This is a genomic window from Acidobacteriota bacterium (genome assembly GCA_016196035.1).
In the GTDB taxonomy this organism is placed as follows: Bacteria; Acidobacteriota; Blastocatellia; order RBC074; family RBC074; genus JACPYM01.
Genome location: JACPYM010000091.1, coordinates 52,149 through 73,653 on the forward strand (window position 1 = coordinate 52,149; position 21,505 = coordinate 73,653).

18 protein-coding genes and 1 pseudogene are annotated in these 21,505 nt (G+C 58.4%); 6 read left to right on the top strand and 13 right to left on the bottom strand.

Annotated features, from left to right (window positions below):
* The first annotated feature begins 242 nt into the window (after positions 1–242).
* Positions 243–3,439: pseudogene (locus HY011_26535) on the top strand (PSD1 domain-containing protein).
* A gap of 3 nt (positions 3,440–3,442) precedes the next feature.
* Here the strand turns inward: HY011_26535 and HY011_26540 are convergent.
* Together HY011_26540 and HY011_26545 are read right to left on the bottom strand one after the other, a co-directional pair.
* Positions 3,443–3,841 carry a type II toxin-antitoxin system VapC family toxin gene (locus HY011_26540; GenBank protein MBI3426501.1) on the bottom strand — a complete coding sequence of 133 codons (399 nt, stop codon included), beginning with the start codon at positions 3,839–3,841 and terminating at the stop codon, positions 3,443–3,445.
* The gene (locus HY011_26545) at positions 3,838–4,077 is read right to left on the bottom strand and encodes a DUF2281 domain-containing protein (protein ID MBI3426502.1); all 240 of its coding nucleotides are present in this window, start codon (positions 4,075–4,077) and stop codon (positions 3,838–3,840) included. Before HY011_26545 ends, HY011_26540 begins: the two co-directional genes overlap by 4 nt.
* A gap of 87 nt (positions 4,078–4,164) precedes the next feature.
* Between HY011_26545 and HY011_26550 the strand changes: the two genes are divergently transcribed.
* Both HY011_26550 and HY011_26555 read left to right on the top strand, forming a co-directional pair.
* Positions 4,165–5,619 (top strand): DUF1501 domain-containing protein, encoded by a 1,455-nt coding sequence (locus tag HY011_26550; protein ID MBI3426503.1) that lies wholly within the window; start codon positions 4,165–4,167, stop codon positions 5,617–5,619.
* 13 nt (positions 5,620–5,632) lie between these two features.
* Positions 5,633–7,075 carry a DUF1501 domain-containing protein gene (locus HY011_26555; protein ID MBI3426504.1) on the top strand — a complete coding sequence of 481 codons (1,443 nt, stop codon included), beginning with the start codon at positions 5,633–5,635 and terminating at the stop codon, positions 7,073–7,075.
* A 102-nt stretch (positions 7,076–7,177) separates the two neighbouring features.
* Here the strand turns inward: HY011_26555 and HY011_26560 are convergent, their stop codons facing one another.
* The 10 genes from HY011_26560 to HY011_26605 form a co-directional block, all read right to left on the bottom strand.
* Positions 7,178–7,819, bottom strand: a complete 642-nt coding sequence (locus HY011_26560; GenBank protein MBI3426505.1) for a hypothetical protein — start codon at positions 7,817–7,819, stop codon at positions 7,178–7,180.
* Positions 7,820–7,939: 120 nt separating this feature from the next.
* Positions 7,940–10,207: a hypothetical protein gene (locus HY011_26565; protein MBI3426506.1), complete on the bottom strand. Its 2,268-nt coding sequence runs from the start codon at positions 10,205–10,207 to the stop codon at positions 7,940–7,942.
* A gap of 285 nt (positions 10,208–10,492) precedes the next feature.
* Positions 10,493–11,710, bottom strand: a complete 1,218-nt coding sequence (locus tag HY011_26570) for a pyridoxal phosphate-dependent aminotransferase (GenBank protein MBI3426507.1) — start codon at positions 11,708–11,710, stop codon at positions 10,493–10,495.
* 21 nt (positions 11,711–11,731) lie between these two features.
* Entirely contained in the window at positions 11,732–12,259 is a 528-nt protein-coding gene (gene coaD, locus HY011_26575; protein MBI3426508.1) for a pantetheine-phosphate adenylyltransferase, read from the bottom strand.
* Positions 12,234–12,803: a 16S rRNA (guanine(966)-N(2))-methyltransferase RsmD gene (gene rsmD / locus HY011_26580; protein ID MBI3426509.1), complete on the bottom strand. Its 570-nt coding sequence runs from the start codon at positions 12,801–12,803 to the stop codon at positions 12,234–12,236. Before rsmD ends, coaD begins: the two co-directional genes overlap by 26 nt.
* A 69-nt stretch (positions 12,804–12,872) precedes the next feature.
* Positions 12,873–13,829 carry a UDP-glucose 4-epimerase GalE gene (galE, locus tag HY011_26585; protein ID MBI3426510.1) on the bottom strand — a complete coding sequence of 319 codons (957 nt, stop codon included), beginning with the start codon at positions 13,827–13,829 and terminating at the stop codon, positions 12,873–12,875.
* A 51-nt stretch (positions 13,830–13,880) separates the two neighbouring features.
* Positions 13,881–14,777 carry a hypothetical protein gene (locus HY011_26590; GenBank protein MBI3426511.1) on the bottom strand — a complete coding sequence of 299 codons (897 nt, stop codon included), beginning with the start codon at positions 14,775–14,777 and terminating at the stop codon, positions 13,881–13,883.
* A 15-nt stretch (positions 14,778–14,792) separates the two neighbouring features.
* The gene (locus HY011_26595; GenBank protein ID MBI3426512.1) at positions 14,793–15,656 is read right to left on the bottom strand and encodes a hypothetical protein; all 864 of its coding nucleotides are present in this window, start codon (positions 15,654–15,656) and stop codon (positions 14,793–14,795) included.
* 96 nt (positions 15,657–15,752) lie between these two features.
* Positions 15,753–16,475 (bottom strand): hypothetical protein, encoded by a 723-nt coding sequence (locus tag HY011_26600; protein ID MBI3426513.1) that lies wholly within the window; start codon positions 16,473–16,475, stop codon positions 15,753–15,755.
* Positions 16,472–17,125, bottom strand: a complete 654-nt coding sequence (locus HY011_26605) for a hypothetical protein (GenBank protein MBI3426514.1) — start codon at positions 17,123–17,125, stop codon at positions 16,472–16,474. The genes HY011_26600 and HY011_26605 overlap by 4 nt, the downstream gene beginning before the upstream one ends.
* A gap of 402 nt (positions 17,126–17,527) precedes the next feature.
* Here HY011_26605 and recJ point away from each other — a divergent pair, with 402 nt between their 5' ends.
* On the top strand, positions 17,528–19,309 hold the full coding sequence (gene recJ, locus HY011_26610; GenBank protein MBI3426515.1) for a single-stranded-DNA-specific exonuclease RecJ: 1,782 nt from the start codon (positions 17,528–17,530) through the stop codon (positions 19,307–19,309).
* A gap of 38 nt (positions 19,310–19,347) precedes the next feature.
* Positions 19,348–19,638: a Dabb family protein gene (locus tag HY011_26615; protein ID MBI3426516.1), complete on the top strand. Its 291-nt coding sequence runs from the start codon at positions 19,348–19,350 to the stop codon at positions 19,636–19,638.
* 254 nt (positions 19,639–19,892) lie between these two features.
* On the opposite strand, the gene HY011_26620 is transcribed toward HY011_26615, so the two are convergent.
* On the bottom strand, positions 19,893–20,483 hold the full coding sequence (locus HY011_26620) for a sigma-70 family RNA polymerase sigma factor (protein MBI3426517.1): 591 nt from the start codon (positions 20,481–20,483) through the stop codon (positions 19,893–19,895).
* Positions 20,484–20,657: 174 nt separating this feature from the next.
* Here HY011_26620 and HY011_26625 point away from each other — a divergent pair, with 174 nt between their 5' ends.
* Positions 20,658–21,491 carry a hypothetical protein gene (locus HY011_26625; protein MBI3426518.1) on the top strand — a complete coding sequence of 278 codons (834 nt, stop codon included), beginning with the start codon at positions 20,658–20,660 and terminating at the stop codon, positions 21,489–21,491.
* The last annotated feature ends 14 nt before the right edge of the window (positions 21,492–21,505 follow it).

A 21,505-nucleotide genomic window follows, 5' to 3' on the forward strand; every position in this document is an offset into this window, starting at 1 on the left:
TCCGCCCCAGGCCGGAACTCGCTTTACGAGCAAATTGGCTGGCCCGCAGCCAAAGTTCGCGGTCAATTAAAACGTGGCGGTCACCTTGCATTTATTGAGACTGCCGAAGTTTCAATCGGCAGATGGGCGTAAATACTTGAGCGCGCCGCAGGAATTTTGGCGCGGCGTTGTTTCAGTTGCCGGCAAACGGCCTAACTCTTAGGCTCGTTTCAGCACTCCGAAAACGATTTCGTTTAATCACCATGATAAATCGGTCGCTTAAATTGTTTGTCGTCTTGGCGCTGTGCGTGGGTTGCTTGCCGCTGTCTTGGCTCGCCACCGCGCAGCGCGCGCCCATAGATTTCGTCCGCGACATCCAACCGATCTTTCAGACACATTGCACCGGTTGCCACAGCGCACAAAAAGCCCTCGCGCAATTGCGGCTCGACAGCAAACCAAGCGCCGCGCGCGTGCTGAAACCGGGCGACAGCAAAGCTTCGCGTCTGTTGCAACGAGTACTCGGCGCCGGCGGCGAACCGCGTATGCCCAAAGGCGGCGTGCCGCTCGAACCCGAACAGATCGAATTGCTGCGCCGCTGGATTGACGAAGGGGCGAGCTGGCCTGAACAGACCGCAGACCGCAGATCGCAGACCTCAGACCCGCTGCAACATTGGGCGTTCGTTGCGCCGTTACGCGCGGCCTTGCCTAGGGTGAGGAACAAGACTTGGGCGCGCAATCCAATTGACGCCTTTGTGCTGGCGCGGCTGGAAAAGGAAGGGCTGACGCCTTCGCCTGAAGCGGACAAGGTGCAATTACTGCGGCGGCTGAGTCTGGATTTGATCGGCTTGCCCCCGACGCCGGAAGAGGTGGACGCGTTTCTGCAAGACAAGTCGCCGCGCGCCTATGAAAGGCAGGTCGAGCGTTTGCTGGCGAGTCCGCATTATGGCGAGCGCTGGGGGCGCTTATGGCTGGATGGCGCGCGTTACGCCGATTCGGATGGCTTTGAGAAAGACAAGCCGCGCAATGTTTGGTTTTATCGTGACTGGGTCATCAATGCGCTGAACCACGACCTGCCCTACGATCAATTCGTCATCGAACAAATCGCGGGCGACCTGCTGCCTAATCCAACCCAAGACCAGCTTGTCGCCACAGGCTTTCTGCGCAATTCGATGATTAACGAGGAGGGCGGCGTTGATCCAGAACAGTTCCGCATGGAAGCGATGTTCGACCGGATGGATGCGTTGGGCAAAAGCGTGTTGGGTTTCACGGTCAATTGCGCGCAATGCCACAACCACAAATTCGATCCGCTCAAGCAAGAAGAGTATTACCGACTGTTCGCCTTCTTGAACAATTCGCACGAAGGCGCGCTGGTTGTTTACACGCCAGAAGAACAAATGAAACGCGCCAACATCCTGGCGCAAACGCGCGAGATCGAAGCCAAGTTGCAAGAGTTGAAACCGGACTGGCAAACCGCAATGGATGTCTGGGAAGCGCGCGTCAAAAACGATCCTCAAGTCATGGCGGACTGGCAGATCGTTCAGCCCGAAGTGAACGACATCTCGACAGAGGGCGCGCGCTATTTGCCGCAAAAGGACGGCTCGTTTTTGGTCGGCGGTTACGCACCCGCCAAGCATCGTGTAAAGCTGGCACTCAAAACGAACGTCAAGAACATCTCGGCCTTTCGCCTGGAACTACTGACTGATCCGAACCTGCCGCTGAACGGGCCGGGGCGTTCATACAAAGGCTCCTGCACGCTGACTGAATTTGAAGTCGAAGCGGCGGCTTCGGAAAAAGACAAACCCGCCAGACTGAAACTCGCCCGCGCCACGGCGGATGTAAATCCGCCCGAACAGGAACTCGAAGCCAAATTCAATGACAAGAGCGGCAAGCGGCGTGTGAGCGGCCCAGTTGAATTGGCGATTGACGGCAAAGAAGAAACCGGTTGGAGCATTGATGCCGGGCCAGGCTCGCGCAATCAATCGCGCAAGGCTGTTTTCAATCTCGCGCAACCGCTCGCCAATGAAAGCGGCACGACGCTGTCGTTTTACCTGAGCCAAAAGCATGGCGGTTGGAACAACAACGACAACGAGCAACAAGGCATCGGACGTTTGCGCTTGTCGCTGACGACCGCGCCGGATGCCGTCGCCGATCCGTTGCCCGCTGGTGTGCGCGACATTCTGAGCATCCCGCGCGCGCAGTGCGGCAAGGCGCAGCTTGAAACGGTGTTTAGTTACTGGCGCACGACGGTGCCGGAATGGGCGAGCTACAACCAACAGATCGCCGAACTCTGGCAGCAATATCCTGAAGGCAATTCGCAACTGGTCATGAACGAGCGCGCCGAATTGCGCGACACCTTCACGCTCAAACGCGGCGATTTCCTGCGACCCGACAAACAGATCGAACCCGGCGTACCCGCGTTCCTGCATCCGCTGCCTGCGAATGCGCCGAAGAACCGGTTGACGTTTGCGAAATGGCTGGTGGATCGGCGTTCGCCCACGACGGCGCGCGCGCTCGTCAATCGCGTCTGGCAAGCCTATTTCGGCACGGGCCTCTATGCGACAACCGAAGATTTGGGGCGGCAGGGCGAACGGCCATCGCATCCGGAGTTGCTGGACTGGCTGGCGGTGGAGTTGATGGAGCCTCAACCAGTTGGCAGTTGGCAGTTGGCAGTAGCAGAAATTCAAATTCGCAATCGCCCAAATGGAGCTTGAAACACATTCATCGGTTGATTGTGACGAGCGCGACGTATCGGCAATCGTCGAAGCTGACGCCGCAACTTTTGGAGAAAGACCCAGACAATCGTTTGCTGGCGCGTGGCGCACGGTTGCGCGTGGAGGGCGAGATCGTGCGCGACATTGCGCTGGCGGCGAGCGGCTTACTCAATCCGGCAATCGGCGGGCGCAGCGTCTATCCGCCTTCGCCGGAGTTTTTGTATCTGCCGCCGGTGAGTTACGGCACGAAGGCTTGGAAGGAAGAAAAAGGCGCGGAGCGGTACCGGCGCGCGCTCTACACCTTCCGCTTCCGTTCGGTGCCCTATCCGGTCTTGCAGGCCTTTGATACGCCAACCGGCGATGTCTCGTGCGTGCGGCGCGCCAAATCGAATACGCCGTTGCAGGCGTTGACGACGCTCAACGAGACGCTGTTTCTGGAAGCGGCGCGCGCCCTGGCATTGAAGACGTTGAATGAAGGTGGCACGACCAATGCGCAACGAATTGAATTCGCTTTCCGCCGTCTGCTGGCGCGCAAGCCTTCGGCGCAGGAAACGGCGGCGTTGCTAGCGTTGCTCAACGAACAACACGCGCGGTTTGCGAGCGGTGCGTTGAATCCGCAAGCGTTCGCGCTGAATGAGCCGGAACAATCCGTGACGTTGCCGCAAGGCGTCACGCTGGCGCAATTGGCGGCGTGGACGGCGGTGGCGCGGGCGCTGCTGAATTTGGATGAGACGATTACGAAAGGCTGATGCTCAAGTGAGCCAAAGGCGCTTGACGCCGTAAGGATCAAAGGCCGCGTCAACGCTGACAACGGTCAGGTTTTCGGCTTGGGCTTGGGCGATTAACAGCCGGTCAAATGGGTCTTTGTGGTGAAATGGCAAAGTCTCGATCAAAGCCAGATGGTTGAGCTGGATGTTCAGCAAACTAACATCGCCGCGGCTGATCTCCGTATTGACGATTTGCTGGACTGGTTGTGGCAAGCGCAACTTGCCGGTTGAGACCTTGATAGCTGTTTCCCAAACGCTGGCGATGCTGAGATACAGCGTGTTGGCAGGGTCTTCGAGCAACTCCCTAGTGGCCTGTGGCAACCCCGGTCCGAAGCTGGCGATCACTGACCACAGAAAAGTATGCGTGTCGAGTAGTAGTTTCATGGCATGTATTCTGCAAAGTCTTCGAGTGGTTCGTTAAAGTCGGGGCTCATCCAGGCAGGGCCTTCGATCAAACCAAGCTGGCGGCGTTTCGGTTTGGCTTCTGCTACGACTGGCTCATTGGCAGGAACCAGTTTGGCTACGACCTGATTCTGGTCGCCGGTCAAAATCAATTCTTCATCGCGTTTGAGATTGGCAATGACTTCTTCCACTTTTGTGGCAAACTCTGCGACGTTCATGGTGATTGCTGACATAATCAATTCCTTTCGCAAACCAATCGTAATCTGGCGAAAGTATAGCGCAACCGAGCGCAGAAACAGGAACTTATGAAAACACCGGAATCCATTCAACCGCCAGACAGCAGCCGCCGCTGGTTCATCGAACAATGCGGCGTCGGCTTGGGCGCCATTGCTGCGAACTCGCTGCTCACGCAAGCGGGTTACGCACAGGCACAAAACAATCCGCAATCCGCAATCCACAATCCACAATCCAGTAATCCGCTCGCCCCCAAACAGCCGCACTTCAAACCCAAGGCCAAGAACATCATTTACCTGTTTATGGCGGGCGGGCCGAGCCACATCGAACTCTTCGACAACAAACCCGCGCTGGCGAAATTTGACGGCACGCTGCCGCCGCCGGAATTGCTGAAAGGCTACCGCGCGGCGTTCATCAATCCGAACTCGACGCTGCTGGGGCCGAAATTCAAGTTCGCCAAATATGGCAAAAGTGGCGCGGAGCTTTCCGAACTGTTGCCGTATACCGCCAAAATCGCGGATGACATCTGCATCGTCAAATCAATGGTCACGGATGCGTTCAACCATGCGCCCGGCCAATTGCTGATGAATACGGGCGCGATGATTTTCGGGCGTCCGAGCTTTGGCGCGTGGACGGTTTACGGGCTGGGCAGCGAATCGCAGGACTTGCCCGCCTTCGTCGCGTTCAGCACGGGCAGCAAGGGGCCGAGCGGCGGCAACGCGTGTTGGGGCAGCGGCTTTTTGCCGACGGTTTATCAGGGCGTGCAATTCCGCACGGTGGGCGATCCGGTGCTGTATCTTTCCAACCCGCGCGGCGTAGATGATGAGCTGCAACGCGCCACGCTCGACACCATCAACCGGCTGAACCGCATGCAACTCGCAGCGACGGGCGATCCGGAAATCGCCACCCGCATCAATTCGTTCGAGACAGCCTTCAAGATGCAAAAGGTCGCGCCCGAAGCCACTGACATCAGCAAGGAGCCGAAACACATTTTGGATTTATACGGCGCGGAACCGGGCAAACCTTCGTTCGCCAATTCGGTGTTGATGGCGCGGCGGCTGGTCGAAAAGGGCGTGCGCTTCGTCCAAATCATGCACGAAGCCTGGGATCAGCACGGTTCGCTGGTGCGCGACCTGACCAAGAATTGCAAGGACACCGAACAGGCGTGCGCAGCCTTGGTGCAGGATTTGAAACAGCGCGGCATGCTCGACGATACGCTGGTCATCTGGGGTGGCGAATTTGGCCGCACGCCGATGGTGCAGGGCGGCAACGACGGACGCGATCGTCATCCGAATGCGTTTACGATGTGGTTCGCGGGCGGCGGTATCAAACCGGGCGTGACGATTGGGACGACCGATGATTTGGGCTTCAACGTCGCCGAAGACCGCGTCCACGTGCATGATTTGCACGCGACGCTGCTGCACCTGCTGGGCTTCGATCACGAGAAGCTGACCTATCGTTTTCAGGGGCGCGATTTCCGGCTGACGGATGTGCATGGCGTGGTGCAAGAAAAGCTTTTGGCATAGCAAGGAACAACCAATGAATTACCAAGACGAAATCAAACTCGAATTCAAAAAGCTGCTCACCCGGCGGCACTTCTTTCGGGAATGCGGCGTCGGGCTGGGTTCCATCGCGCTGACTTCCCTGTTGGGCCAAACCATGCTTGCGCAATCCGCAATCCGCAATCCGCTTGCGCCCAAACAGCCGCATTTCAAAGCCAAAGCCAAGCGCGTCATTTACCTGTTCCAAGCGGGCGCGCCCTCGCAATTCGAGACCTTTGATTACAAGCCGGGCCTGGCGAAATACAACGGCAAGCCCTGCCCGCCCGAGTTGCTCAAAGGCCAGACCCTCGCCTTTATCAAACCGGATGCCGCGCTTTATGCCACCGAATTGAAGTTCAGCAAGCACGGCCAGTCGGGCGCGGAAATTTCTGAAGCGATGCCGCATCTCGCCAAGGTCGCCGATGACATCACGATCATCCGTTCGATGATGACGGATGCGGTCAATCACGCGCCGGGCCAGATCATGATGAATACCGGCTCGGTGCAATTCGGGCGTCCGAGCATGGGCGCGTGGGTGACTTACGGGCTGGGCAGCGAATCGCAGGATTTGCCGGCGTTTGTGGTGCTGACTTCGGCGGGCGGGACGAGCGGCGGCGCGGGCAATTGGGGCAGCGGCTTTTTGCCGACGGTTTATCAGGGCGTGCCCTTCCGCCGCACGGGCGAACCGATTTTGTCGCTCACCAATCCGCGCGGCATCACACGCGCGATGCAGCGGCAGACGCTGGATGCGCTGAAAGACCTGAACGAGCATCATCTGGACGCGACGGGTGACTCTGAAATTGCGACGCGCATCAATTCGTTCGAGATGGCTTATCGTATGCAGGAAAGCGGGCCGGAGTTGATAGATTTGTCCAAGGAATCGCCAGAGACGCTGGCGCTGTACGGCGCGGAGCCGGGCAAAAACACCTACCAAAACAACTGCCTGCTGGCGCGGCGGATGATCGAACGCGGCGTGCGCTTCGTGCAGCTTTTCCACGAAGCTTGGGATCACCACAGCGAGGTGCGCAAGGGCGTGCTCAGCCAGTGCAAGAACACCGATCAAGCAACGGCGGCGCTGATCCATGACCTGAAACAGCGGGGGTTGCTGGAAGACACCATCGTCATCTGGGGCGGCGAATTTGGCCGCACGCCGATGGTCGAGAGCGACCCCGAAGCCGGGCGCGCACTGGGCCGCGATCATCACAACAAAGCGTTCTCAATGTTCGTGGCGGGCGGCGGTTTCAAGCCGGGCGTCACACTGGGCCAGACGGATGAATTGGGCTTCAACGTCGCCGAAGACCCGGTGCATGTGCACGATTTGCACGCGACGATCATGCAGTTGCTAGGCTTCGATCACACCAAACTGACGTTTCGTTTTCAGGGCCGCGATTACCGGCTGACGGATGTGCACGGGTTGGTGATTGATAAGTTGTTGGCGTAGGGCGCGGCGGCTGGCGTTAAACAAAAAGGGCAAGCGAAGCAAGGAGGGCAAAACCGTATCCGGGGTTTGCCCTCCTTCTTTTTTGTCTTTTAGCGCCGCGCCTTACTTGTTGACGCGCGCTGCGCCGGTGACCGCCAGTGGCAAACGTTTGGTCTGTGGCGCGTTCGGATCGGGCGCGAGAAAGTAGAGGCGCGGTTCGAGGCGCAACTGCTGGTCGCGCGACGTGGCGCTGTTAAGTAGCTGAAGGGTGATGCGTCCGCTTTGCCCTGTCCGTAAAAAATCGGCGGACAAATTGTTTCTGGTATCGAGCAATTCCTGCAACCGGCGAAAGACGGCCGGTTTTGCGGCAAACGTGCTGGTGCCTGTCCCCGCTGTCGGCGCGGCGCTGTCAACCGGCCCTAACCACTCGGCTCCATCCGGATATTCGCTGAACGAAGCTTCCAGGCGCGTTTGATTGATCTGCTTGAACGACAAGCCGAGATCAAGCGCATACAACACGGCATTGGCTTGCCCCGCCGCCGTGTTTTGCAGCGTGATGGTCAGGATGGTGCCCGTGGCGTCCAGCGCAAAACTGGCTTGCGCGCTGATGTTTTGGAAGGCGGCAGGCGGCGGGCCTTTTTCCAACGGGCGCACATTGTCGAAACGTATAGTTTCGGATTGACCGGCTTTGAGCGGAATGACTTGTGCACGTGCCGCGCCCGTCAGCCAGAGTAATGCAAATAAAAGTGCGGTTTTGTGTTTCATAGAATCCCTCTTGAACTACGATTCAACCACGGGGGTCACGGGGATCGCGGAGAGGCTGATAGGTAGTGGGTTTCCCCGTGTTCCCCGTGGTTGCTCTGTCCCAATGTTTGTTGCCCTGATTTAGCGCGGCAAGATCGCCCACTTCGGATTGTCATTGAGTGTCGCAGCCGGGGTGACGACTTGTTGTTGAATGAACGTCCAGGCCTGTGCGCCATTGGGTTCTGCCGCCGCCATTGCCGCCGCCGCCATGCATATCGCCGGGTAGCCGTGATTGGCATCGGCCAACTGGCTGACGAAATCGGCTTGGGCATTGGCGGCATAGCTGGCGACAAAGGCGCTGCGCGTGTCCGCCCAATTGCTGAAATACTGATCGCCCGGCGTGAGCTTTTGCAGCGTCGGCATCATAAACGACGCCGCCAGATAAGGGTTGTAAGCCGGATTGGTCAGTTCGTTGGTCAAGACCGGGGCGACCCACGAAAGCAAAGGGCCGGTGGCGAAACCCAATTCCTTGGCGCGCCCCAACGAATAGATCATAAAGTGAATCTGCCAGGGTTGCGTGCGCCGCGAGGCCTTGGCGGGGTCAATGTCGGTGCTATCCGCAAAGACCACCGGCCCGCGATCCCAAACCCGCTGCGGAGGCAGAACGGGGTTGTAGGGGAAATAGTTCGGCCATTGCTCGTCGTAATACTTCTTCACCGCGACGGTGTTGCCCCAGTTCCAATTGGCGGTGTTTTGATTAGGCGTGCCGGTCAAGCTGAGCGTGCCTTCCCAAATGCCGATGGCGTCGTTGACCAGGCGCGTGAAGTACGTTTTTTCAGGCGTGCCATCCGGCGCAAACCAGGCCGTTTGCGCGCGCGTGCGCAAGGCCCAGGCATCGCCGCGCACTTCGTCTTGAATCCCGCCGGTATCGCCCGCCGGGCCGCGCCCCCAAAAATAGGTGTCGGTAAAATTGGTGCCCGCCGCGCTCCAGGCTGTCCAGAAATACATTTCTTCCAGGAAAAAGTAATCGCCCGTAACTGCATAAAGCGGCGAAAAGTAATCCGGCTGATGCGCACTATCGGGCCGCCAGCCACCATTCGTCATCGTTCCCACCGGCACGATTTTGTCCGCCGAGACAGTTTCTGAGTAGTTAATGTAATCGTTCCCGGCGTAAAGAAAGACGGTCGGGCGCGCGGTCAACGACAAGACTTTGCCCAACGCGGGCGTGCTGCTGTTGCGGTCAAAATTGCGGCCATTCAACCCTTCGCGGAAGTGCACCGGGAACGCGGCGGCGAGTTCGGCATTGCCAAAAGTCTTTTCCTGCATGCGCGTGTCGCCGGTAAACAGCCACAACACGAGCCAAGTCGGATACGGGCCAATTTCATCGCGCCCACCGGCGGTCGGCATCAGCTTGGTCAGATTACCGCGGTCGAACAAATCTTTGGGCGCGGCCGCCCAGCCGTTATACGGATCGTTATAAGCGGCGCTCAACGCCGCTTCGGGCACGAGCCGCCCGGTGTCGTAATTCGGCAGTGCGCGCGTTTGTTTGAGATAGGCCAGGTTGTGATTGATCTCGATGGCCGGCGGTGCGCCACCTAGCCAGAATTCCTTTGTCCAGCGGCTGGCGACGTGTTGCGTGAGATTGGCCTTGCTGTAAACGGTTTGTGGGGCGGTGCGGCCCAGCTTTAATTTCAGTGAATAGCTTTGGTCTTGCAGCGCGATGGTGTTAGCGACTTCGCCGATGAAACGGATTCGGACTTTGCGGATGTCGGGCCAGAACGTCGCGTGAAAGAGCGGGCGCACCGAGCGATTGGCGTCGAAGCCCAAATCGAAGGCGCGCGCCAAACTGTGATCGGCCAGAATGATCGAGGTCGAGACGGAACCCTTGTTCCAATACTCAAACTTGTCGGCGTCGAGCATGTCACGCGCCGAGGCGCTCACGCTGCCGCCTTGTGTCAATTCTGTCAGGGCGTCGAAATTGAGTTTGGACGCCTGCATCTCGCGTTTGGACATGAAGCCGGTATTGTTGCCCGACGTTTGATTGATGAAGGTGATGGTGACGCTGCTGCGCGCGCTGAGCGTCGGCAGATAAAACGTCAGCACCGCGTGTTTGACCGAGCCGTCAGGCCAGCGGCTTTTGACATCGGCTTGCGTCGTCAGACCTGTGCCATTGAGCACAGCGCGTGGGAAATTCGGGATTTCACCTTGTACGAACACACGCCCCAGTTGAATTGGATACTGTTTGGTCGTCACGCCAGCCTTTTCGCGGATGGTGACGAAATTGGCTGGATTGCTTTGCGCCCAGGCAGCGGAGGCCAAGCCGCACAACAACGCCAGCAGCATGGCCGTCGCGTTGACTATTTGGATGATCGTCTTCCGCACAGACTGCTTCCCTGTCGGATGGTTCATTTTCATGCTCCGTTAAAAGAGATGGTTCGGGGCCGATTAAAAGGAACGGGATGACACGGGGCGGTGTGTTTGTGGGGATGTGGGGACGTCTTCAGCTTAAGCTGCCACAGGCATGATGTGGATGCGCGCTAAAATTGCAAGCACATTTTGCCCGCCGCTCAAGTCGTGTGGCCAGCCGCAGCCTTGAGAACTACACCCTGAATCCCGATTCCTGAACCCTGTTCCCTGAACCGCAAAAGTTCTTGGCCTTTTCCGGATCAGGAATCAGGAACCGTGATTCAGGATTCAGGGCGCTTTTTTTTCACTTTGGTGCGTGACGCGCTGTTCAACCATTTGGCGAATGCGCTGCACAGCTTCCTGCAAGGCTGCGAGCGAATTTGCGTAGGACATCCGCAGGTACCCTTCCGCGCCGAACGCGCCGCCATCAGTCGTCACGACGCCGTGCTTCCACAGTAATTCGTCGGCGACTTCTTTGGACGTAGCGAAGCCACAGGCGCTCATCAGTCCTTTGACGTTCGGGAAAGCATAGAACGCGCCTTCGGGCCGCCCGCACACGATGCCGGGGATTGCGTTGAGCGCGGGGATAAACCATTCGGCGCGGCGCTGGTATTCGGCCAGCATTGCGTTGACTGGTTCCTGCGTTTCGGTCAGCGCCGTGATAGCCGCGCGTTGCGCAATCGAAGCCGCGTGTGTGGCCGACTGGCTTTGCACCTTGATGATCTCGTTGATCCACGCGCGCGGGCCTAGCGTGTAACCCACGCGCCAGCCCGTCATCGCATACGTTTTGGAAAGCGAACCGGCAATCAGCACGCGCTCGCGCAATTCAGCGGGCAAGGCGGCGGCGGAAAACGGCTGTTGCGGCGGATAAACAAATTGCAGATAGCATTCGTCTGAGATGACCCACAGGCCCTGCGCGACCGCGACTTCGATGATTTGCTTGAACTCCGCTGGATCAATGACGCGCCCGGTCGGATTGGAAGGGGAATTGATGATGAGCAGTTTGGCTTGCGGCGTGAGGGCCGCTTCAACAGCGGCAGCGGTCAGGTGAAAGTCGGTTGGCTCGGTCTCGACCCACACAACATTGCCCTCGGCCATGTGGACGATTTCAGGAAAGGAAACCCAGCAGGGCTTTTCGACCAGCACATCGTCGCCCGAATTGATCAGTGCCAACACGCCATTGAAGATGCCCTGCTTACCGCCCACTACGATGCAGCAATCTTCGGGCGCGTAATCCGAACCGAAGTGGCCGTTGATATAGCCGCACACGGCCTGCCGCAACGGCAAGATGCCGCTCGTCGCGGTGTACTTGGTGAAGTTCTCATCGAGCGCGCGTTTGGCGGCGTCTTTGATATGCGCGGGTGTGGGGAAATCGGGTTCGCCCGCACCCAGGTCTACCAGATTGACGCCCTGTTCGCGCAACTTGGCGGCGGCGTTGACGACGGCGGCGGTGGCGGACAGGCGCGTGAGGTTGGCGCGGTTGGAAGCGGGGAAAGCAGTAGTCATGGGTACTCTCGTCTGTCTGAATTATTTGGGCAGCTTCTCTTTCATTCGACGGCTCACCGCGTCCGGCACCAGCGCGTCAATGTCGCCGCCCAGTCTGAACACTTCTTTCACCAGGCTCGAACTGATGTGCGCGTATTCTTGTGCGGCGGTCAGAAAGACAGTTTCGACGCCGGGATGCAAGTGACGGTTCATCAGCACCATCGGCAATTCGTAATCGTAATCCGCCGCCGAACGCAGACCGCGAATGACGGCACAGGCTTGGCGTTGCCGCGCATATTCGACCAACAAACCGGAGAAGGTCTCGATCTGTACGTTGGCAAAGCGCGGTGGCAAAACTTCCTGCAACAAAGCCACGCGCTCTTCGACAGTGAAGAGCGGCTGTTTGTTGGGATTGACGAGCAGCGCGACGATGACTTCGTCAAACAGCCTGCTGGCGCGTCCGATCAGATCGAGATGTCCGTTGGTCAGCGGATCGAAGGAGCCGGGATAAATGGCGCGGCGCGGCACGATGTCGGCTCCTTGGTTATGAAACTGTTTCGTTGTGTTCATGACGGTAAAACGTCAACTGCGTCTCGCCTTGCGTCAAAGTGCGATAGGCGCGCAGCGTTTCAAAACTTTCCGCCAGCGGTGCTTGGCGGCGGTGTTCGACCACGACAAGGCCATTTTCCGCCAGCAGCGGCTGTTTCGCCAACAGCCACAGGATGGGCGAATAGAGTTGCGCGTCATAGGGCGGATCGAGATAACAAAGATCGAATTGCACCGGCTTTTCGCCCAGGTATTTCAACGCCGTCAACGCATCGCGATTGATGACGCGCACGCCCGCTTCGATACCGCAATGCTGCAAGTTCTCGCTGATGATTTGCGCCGCGCGGCGATTGTTTTCGATAAAGACGACCTCACGCGCCCCGCGCGACAGGGCTTCAATTCCCAGCGCGCCGGAACCGGCGCAGATGTCGGCGAAGCGCGCGCCTGCGATGCGCGGCGCGAGAATGTTAAAGACCGTCTCGCGCAAACGATCTGAAGTCGGGCGCACGCGCAAGCCGTCGAGCGTTTTCAAGCGGCGGCCTTTGTATTGTCCGGCGATGATGCGCATGGGTGGTAGTCGGTAGTCGGTAGTCGGTAGTCAACAGTTGGTCTTTGAACACAAAGAACCGACTACCGACTACTGGCTACCGACTACTCTTCGCCAAGCAGATTCAAGAATCACATCCAACTCGCTCTGGCGTGGCTGCCAGCCCAGTTCGAGCATGAGCTTGTCGGGGCTGGCGATCAGCACGGCAGGCTCGCCGGGGCGGCGCGGAGCAGCTTCCGTCGAAATCCAAGTGCCGGTGATTTGACGGGCCATCTCGACGACTTCGGCGACAGAGTAACCGTTGCCGTGACCAACGTTGTAGACACAACTAGCTTTTTCCAGTGCAGGCACCACGAGCACAATCGCCTCGGCCACGTCCAATACGTGCACATAGTCGCGCACACAGGTGCCGTCCGGCGTCGGGTAGTTTTCGCCAAACACATCCACGTTGGTGACTTGCCCGGCAGCCGCGTGCAAGACGGTCGGGATCAGGTGCGTGGGCGTATCGGGGCGGCTCGTGGCGGTGGCGCCCGCGACGTTGAAACAGCGCAAACAGGCATAACGCAACTCGTGCGCTTCTTCGTACCAGCGCAGCGCGCGCTCAAAGGCCAAGACGCTTTCGCCGTAAGGATTGAGCGGTTGCAAGGGCGCGTCTTCTTTGATGGGGATGCTGGCAGGCTCACCATAAACGGCGGCGCTGGAAGCAAAGACCAACTTTTTCACACCAGTTTGCCGCATGGTTTCGAGCAGCGCGAGGCCGTTGATCAGATTGTTTTGGTAACTGGCGTGCGGATCGTTAAACGCGGCGCTGGGTTGTTGCACAGCGGTCAGATGAATGACGGCTTCGATTTGGTGTTGTTCAAAAGCGGCGGCGAGGGTTGTTTGATCGGTCAGCGCGCCTGACACGAAGGGCGCGTCAGGATTGAAGCTTGCACCCGGGCCGGTGCCGGGGTCGTCATAAATCACGGCGCGCTGGCCGTGTTGGAGCAGTTGTTCGACTACGACGCTGCCGATGTAGCCAGCGCCGCCGGTCACCAATACATTCATCGGGGGGCAATACTCCCTCAATTTTTTGGCAAAGGGTCTTCGGTGAATCGGCTACTGGCAAACACCATTGACCATCTTTTTCGGCGGCGGGCATTGGCCATCAAACAATCCGCCAAAACAACGCGACTTTCCATTTTCGTCTGGCAGGTAAAATCCGCCGTTCGGACACGGATTGACCTGTGGAGTTTGCGGGCCAGCCGTGCCTGCAAAGTAAGGCGTATAAAAACCGCCCGCGATCACAATGCCACCCGCATAAAAAAGTTCCTGGTCGTATTGCTCGAGATCCAGAATCTGGCGCACCGTGCGATCTTTGCTGCGGCTGACGATCCCGACAATCGGTTTCTGGTCAGATTGCAACCCGCCCAGCAGCGAACGGCCCGGTTCGGTTTGAGCAGTGGGATTCGTCGGATTTTGAGGGTTCTGCCCATCTTGGGAGGTGCCCCCCAAACCTTCCGCTTGTCCCGGCAACTGTATGCGCGGCGCATAGCGTTGCAAAATAACAATCGCCTGATTGATTTGGTTGACCAGCATCTGGTCATCCTTTTTCTTTTGCTGATAAGCCTGCAAGCTCGACACCATCGAAGCGATTACCTGATCGCCCGGATGCACCAGACGCCAATTCGACTTTTCCCCGGAACACGGCAACATGGGATCGCAAAGCGCGTGTTTGCGCAGTAACCGCATTTTTTTGACGCCGACGGTGATGCCCTCCACCAACTCTTCCAACGTGTTCGGCAACTGCCCGCCTTTCATCCCGCTGAATTGGCCCAGCGCTATCGCCACCTCTTGCCCGCGCCAGAGCATTTCCTCTTCGCGTTCGCGCTGCGATTCGAATTTGAGCTGCGGCAGGGCGGCGGCCATCACCACTAGCGAGATGGTCATCATCGCCAGCAAACCAACCAGCAGGTAGCCCCGGTCGCGGCGGCCTTTCTTTGCGTGTGTTTTCATCGTGTTCCCCGTTGCTTAAGAACCACCGTCGCCGGTGAACGCAATCGTATGCGGCACCTTGATCTGCGTATCAAACAATTCGATGCGCGTCGAAGTGATGCTCGTCACTTCCCAGCGTTTGCCGATGATCTTGCCCTTCGTGACATCAAAGACTTCGTCGTCAGCTTGCGATTTGAGCACGGCAATCGCGCCGTTTTTGCTCACCTTCAAACCGACATAGCGGTACGGCGGCGCGGGCGGCTCAGCCACATTCAGCGAGAGCGAATTGGAATACATCTGGGCGTCGCTCGCGCTGCGCACCTGCACACCCAGATTGCCGGGGTTGCGGATCATTTCGGCGGTCACCATGCCGGTCAAATGCGATTCATCAATCAGCTTGGTCTGAATCTCTCGCCCATCCAAAAAAATGCGCGCATCGCTGGGCACTTTCAAGGCGGTCACGGCCAGCGTGAATTCGCCTGTTTTGCCAATTACCCCGGCAGGATTAACGCCGACCAGTGTGATGGGCGGCGTGGGCGCTGGCGGTGCTGGCGGTAACGGTCTTGGTGTCGGCGGCGGCGTCGGTGTCGGATAGACGAAGATGTTGCGCCCGATCCCATCCAGCGGCGTGTTCTTGTATGAAGCCAATTCCGGATGCAGCGGGTCGGTGACGACCTCTTCGATACTCCGGCGCTGCGGGGTGGGCGAGCCTTTGGGCGTGGGCGAAGTGCGGGGTTGGGCGTTCGCGACAGGCTTGGCGCCAGCATCTTCGCGGGTGAAAAGCCCGAAAGGGTCTTGCCACCAAAACACGAAGATCATCAGCGCGACCAGCACACCCGCGAAAACCTTCTTTCGTTGTTCTTGCGCCGACTCGGGCGCTTGATTTTCCTGCGAAGCCATTTGCGAACCTTTTATTTCCCTTTTATCACTTTGACACCGGCTGACCTTGAAACCTGGCAGGGCCTTGCCGCGCCTTCCTCTCACTCTGCCCGGCGGCTATTGTTTCTGAAAATATGTTTCCATCTCAATCTTCAAGGTGACCGGGATCGAATTCGGATCGTCCAGGTGCGGCATGCGGCCTTTGGCATTGGCCGCCGCAGCTTTGACCTTGTCCGCTTCACCTTGAAAGGCGACCGCGTTGACGATCAGAAACTGGCGGCTCTTTTCCAAATCGGCCAGGAAGCGGCGCAGATTCGGATAATCGCCGATGACCTGTGTGTCCACGCCCAGCGCCGGATAAACGTTGATGCGGTCACTGCGCACGGCCTCTTTGATCGGTTGGCCCTGCGCGTCCACCAGCGGTTCGGCCACGACGGGTTTGAAGCCGAAATCGCCCGTCACGATTTTGTGCTTTTTGGCTAACTCTTCAAATTCGTCAATCAGCGCCGCCTTGCCGGTCTGGCCGCGGCGCAAATAATCCTCAAAGCGGTAGAGGCTGTTGAGAATGCCCTCGGCATTGGCGCGCTGTTTTTCCAATTCGGCCAGCCGTTTCTTTTCATCCGCGCCTTTTTGCAACAGTGCGGCCTGGCGGTTGCGCAACTCTTCGATCTCGCCATTCAGCGGCTGAACTTTGGTGACATAAAAGAAGCCGACAAAAATGGCAAAGCCGAGGGCGGCGAGCAGAAAGATCGTCTCGACCAGGCTCAGTTTCAACGCGCTAAAGCGGTCACGCAAATCAGCGGAAAGTTCGCGGAAATTGAGGTCTTGAAACAAATTCATTTTCGGTTCTCCGCCAATTGGCTGTTGTTCATCGCGCGCAAGCCGCGCGGCACAGGCGGCGTGTATTCGACATCCAGCGTGAACTGGACATCCTCCATCCCCTCGATCAGCTTCTTTTCGCGCGGATTGACCGTGAACACGCCGGTGCGCTCAAAATCGGTAATCATCTTGGTCACGTCGGTCGTGGATTTGCCAACCACTTCCATCGTCAGCGCGACAGTGCGGTCATCGCTTTTGGCGCCGCCAGCCAGCGTGTTTTGCTCTTTGGCTTTGACCTTGTTGACGGCGATGCGCAGCACGCGGACGTTGGCCGGGATGTGATGTTCGATGTCGTTGAGCAATTGCGACCACGAGAAAGCCCGGCGTTCGATCAGTTCGTTGGCCGCCAGTAATTCGCGGTTTTTGTCGGGTGTGATGGTTACGGTGGCAGGTGTTTCTTTCGCGCCGGGTTTCTTACTCTCGGGCGTAGCCTTTGGCAACAGACGGTTCAAGGCTTCTGCTTGCGAAACTTTTTGGCGTTCGAGTTGCACCTTCTCCTCGACCGCGCTCAACCCGAAATAAGAGGACACGCCGAAAATCGCCAGTATCACCAGCCAGAACAGCCGCCGGTTGCGAAACGGAGCGCGCGCTAAATTGACGATAGGTCTCATAAAAACTTCCCGCAAAATAGAAGAATAATGCCGGTCGGAAATCCGCAGGGGCTTAAAAAAAGTCGGGCCGGACTATAGCACAACGGGTGGCAAGCTAATAGCGGCGAGGCGAAAACTCAGGATGCGTCGGGTGGTGGATCGGGTTCGGGACAAAAAAATCGAGGTGACCGACCTTGCGCTCTTGCGCGGCTGATCACCTCACACAAACTACACACAGCGCTATGCACGCTATAGCGCTTGAAAGGTTCCAGGAATTTTCGGAATTTTTCTTTCATTCTACTTAGAGCCTCAGCCCTTGCCTGAACTCAGCCGCGTAACTCAAAGACTGGCTTGCGCTTTACTATTGCGCCCGGCATACTCGCCGCACTTTCTTTTCACACATAAAATCCAAATTGAATTGCTGTGATGATCCTTGCTCCGACCAAAATCACGCGCGGCTTGACCGGCGCGCGCTGGCAAATGACGGCCAGCAGCCCCGCCAACGACGCGGCATTAAAAACCTTGCAGGCCAAAACCGGCGAAGATGAACTCGTGCTGCGTTGCCTGCTCAATCGTGGTTTGACCGACGCCAAAGAGATCAGCCAGTTTCTCAACCCGGAGTTCCCGGCCAGCTTGCATTCGCCCACGTTGCTTCGTGACATGCCGCTAGCAGTCGAACGCCTGCGTCAGGCCATTCAAAATCGCGAGCGCATCCTGGTCGTGACCGATTTTGACGTAGACGGCACGACCTCCAGCGTGATTCTGTCCCAGGTGCTGCGCCTGCTGGGCGGCGAGGGACTGCTGTCTTGTTACATCCCCGACCGCTTTACCGAAGGCTACGGCTTGTCGAAACAGATCGTCGAGAAAGCCGCGAACGAGGGCATCAAACTGATCCTGACGGCTGACATTGGAATCAAATCGCACGCCGAAGCGCGCTTAGCCAAAGAACTCGGGATTGACCTCATCATCTGCGACCACCATTTACCCGATGGCGAAGACGTGCCGGCGGATGCTTTCGCCGTGCTCTGCCCCAAGGGTTCATCGGGCGAAGGCTATCCCAACAAGCATCTGGCCGCCTGCGGGGTGTCGCTGAAACTGGCCGAGGCCCTGCTGGCTGAACATCCCAAACGCGCGGCGCTACTTAGTTCGCTCGCCAAACTGAGCGCCATCGGCACCGTCGCCGATATGGTTGACCTGTCGTCCAGCGAGAACCGGGCCATCGTCCGCCACGGTTTGCAGGCGCTGAGCGAACCGACGCCGAATCCAGGCTTGCGCGCGCTGCTCAAAGTCGCCCAGGTCGGCAATCCGGTCACCACCTTTGACGTAGGCTTCCGGCTAGGCCCGCGCATCAATGCCGCCGGGCGCATCGCCCACGCCAACGCCGTGCTGTCGCTCTTCGACGCCAAAACGGATGCGGAAGCCGCCGCGCTGGCGCAAAGCCTGGATGAGTTGAATAAAGAGCGGCAACAGATTCAACTCACCTTGCAGACGCGGCTGCTGGCCTTCATTGACTTTCTGGGCGACCGGTTGGAGCGCGTGCTGGTACTTTCCGGCAAGGAAGCGGACGGCTTTCATCGTGGTGTAGTCGGCATCGCCTGTTCCAAACTGGTCGAAAAGACTGGGCGCCCGACGCTCATCGCCGCCATCAACGAAGAAGGCATGGCCCACGGCAGCGCGCGTTCGATTGACGGCTTTCACATCGTCGAAGCAATGGACAGCGTCTCCGATCTGTTCGTGAAATACGGCGGGCACCCGATGGCGGCGGGCTTCACGATCAAGGCCGACAAGCTGGACGAATTGAAATACCGGCTGAATCGTTATGCCGCCGAGATGCTCGATGACGAAGCGCTGGGCCGCCGCTACACCGCTGATGCCGAAATCAAACTGGCGCAAATCACGCCTGCGTTGGTGCGCTCGTTGGAACGGCTGGAACCGCACGGCAGTGGCAATCCGCAGCCGTTATTCTGGCTGCCCCACGTGCAATTGCGCCTCGTGCAGGTGCTGAAAGAGAAGCATTTGAAGCTGGCGCTCAATGATGGCACCCATTCCATCCCGGCGCTTTGGTGGAATGCCGTCGAATATCAAAAGCAACTGACGCAAGCCACACAAACTGGGCACATCAGCGTGCTCTGCCGCCCCGAAATCAATAACTGGAACAACCGCGAGACGTGCCAACTCAAAGTCATTGACGTGGCCGTCGAATAACCCCCTGACCTACCACTCTTGCTTGAAAGGATTCCAACGTGATTAAACATATCGTCATTTTCCGTTTCAAAGCCGAAGTCTCTGATGACGACCGGCAAGCCTTCCGCGCCATGCTCGACGCGCTGCCGTCCAAGATTTCCCAAATCGTCGAATTCCAAACTGGCTTCGACTTAGTGCGTTCGCCGCGCGCCTTCGATCTGGGCTTGGTGGCGAGTTATCACAATCTGGACGACCTGGCGATTTACGCCAACCACGAACACCACCTGCCCGTAGTCGAACGCTCGAAAGAGATTTGTGAACAGGTGGCATCGGTGGATTACGAGTATTAGATCGGTTTTCATTTGCGTGTACGGTAGGCGCGCCGCGCCGGGACAGTACCGCGCGCGTGAGCAAGCACGGCTGACTGACGCAACGCCGAAGCGCCGCTTGCCCACGCGCGCGGGGACAGTACCGCGCGCGTGAGCAAGCACGGCTGACTGACGCAACGCCGAAGCGCCGCTTGCCCACGCGCGCGGTACTGTCCCGCGGCGCGGCTTTTTGCCATACACCGAAGTGAAAACCGATCTAAGTGGCCGGCTGACGGCTACGCTCCCTCATTCCCCCCACTCAGAAACTTTAACAGCCAGGCTTTCGACAACCGCCAGTCGCGCCGCACAGTTTCGGGCGAAACCTGCAAGGCTTCGGCAATCTCGGCCTCATTCAACCCACCAAAGAAACGCAATTCGACGACTTTGCTTTTGCGTTCATCCAGCTTGGCCAGCGCGTGCAGGGCTTCGTCCACGGCCAGCACATCTTCGCCACGGGCACGCCCGACGAGCATGGCGTCGTCGAGTACGACTTGCTGGGCGCTGCCGCCGCGTTTGCGGGCGCGCCGTTCGCGGGCGAAATCCACCAGAATGCGGCGCATCAGGCTGGCCGAGATCGCAAAGAAATGCGCGCGGTTTTGCCAGGCGACCTGCCGGGCGTCAATCAGCCGCATGTACGCCTCGTTGACCAGCGCCGAAGTCTGCAAGGTGTGCCCGGCCTGTTCCTTGCGCATAAAACCGCGCGCGATGCGGCGCAGTTCGGCATGCACGAGCGGCACTAAGCGCTCCAGTGCGGCGGCATCACCGTCGCGCCAGGCAAGCAAGAGTTGCGTCACTTCTGCCGACCCCGAATTTCCTGTCGAAGCCATTTTCCCGCCAATCTGTTGAAATTGTTTGGATTGATCTCGTTGAAAGTGCGGCGAGTATACGCCCCGCCTGCCGCTTAGAAAAAAAAGTTCCGCCACCTTTACCGGTTTTTTCTGCCGTCTCCGCATAAGCCGCCGAGAACGAACAACCGCAGAGGCAAACACGGAGGTGGCACAATGACTCGCACAACTAAGCACTCGATTTTTTGGTCGCTCGCAGTTCAATCCGCCGCATTATTGCTGCTGGTGGGCGCGCTTTCCGTCGCGGTGTCGGCCCAACCCAACACGACCCGCCAGCCAACCGGCGTGCGCAACAGTTGCGGCGCGCGGCGCTTGAACGCAAATCAGTTGCAAGTCATCCAGCAAACCCTGCGGCAAAAGACCGGGTTCAGCGAATTGGCGTTTGATGCCCAGGGTGGCTTGACCCTGGGAGACCGCCAGCACCTGACCGGCGGTTCGGCGACGGCGCGGGCCTTACTGGTCGCCGCGGTGGAAAGCGCGAACCTGTATGAATTGGAAAGCCACGAGAACTCGCCCGCCGTGGCCTTTGCCCGCATCAACGAAACGGAAGACAAAGTCATCGGTGAAGACCGCCAGCGCGTAACAATTTTTCAAGTGCAACTCGATTTTGCCGACTTCGACCGCTTGGGTGGGGCGCGTGAAGCCAAAGCGTCTTTTGATGTCGGCATCGCACTCTTGCATGAGTTAGTGCACGGCGTTTTGAACCTGACAGACCCGCGCAGTGATCTGGCCGAAATTGGCCCGTGCGATGCGCGCGTCAACCAGATGCGCCGCGAATTACAGTTGCCCGAACGGCTGTATTACCACCCCAATATCGCGGTGGTTCAAATAAAGATGGGAACGATTGTGGTGGCGAGCTTGGAATTTATCGGCGGCCAGGCGCAGGCGACCGCCAAGTACCGCTTAAGCTGGCGCGCCGATCAGGTTTCCCCCGCCGCCCGCAATATCGCCCAGCTTCAGCAGGGGTTGGTGGCGCCGGTACGCCGTTAAATGCAACGAGAGGG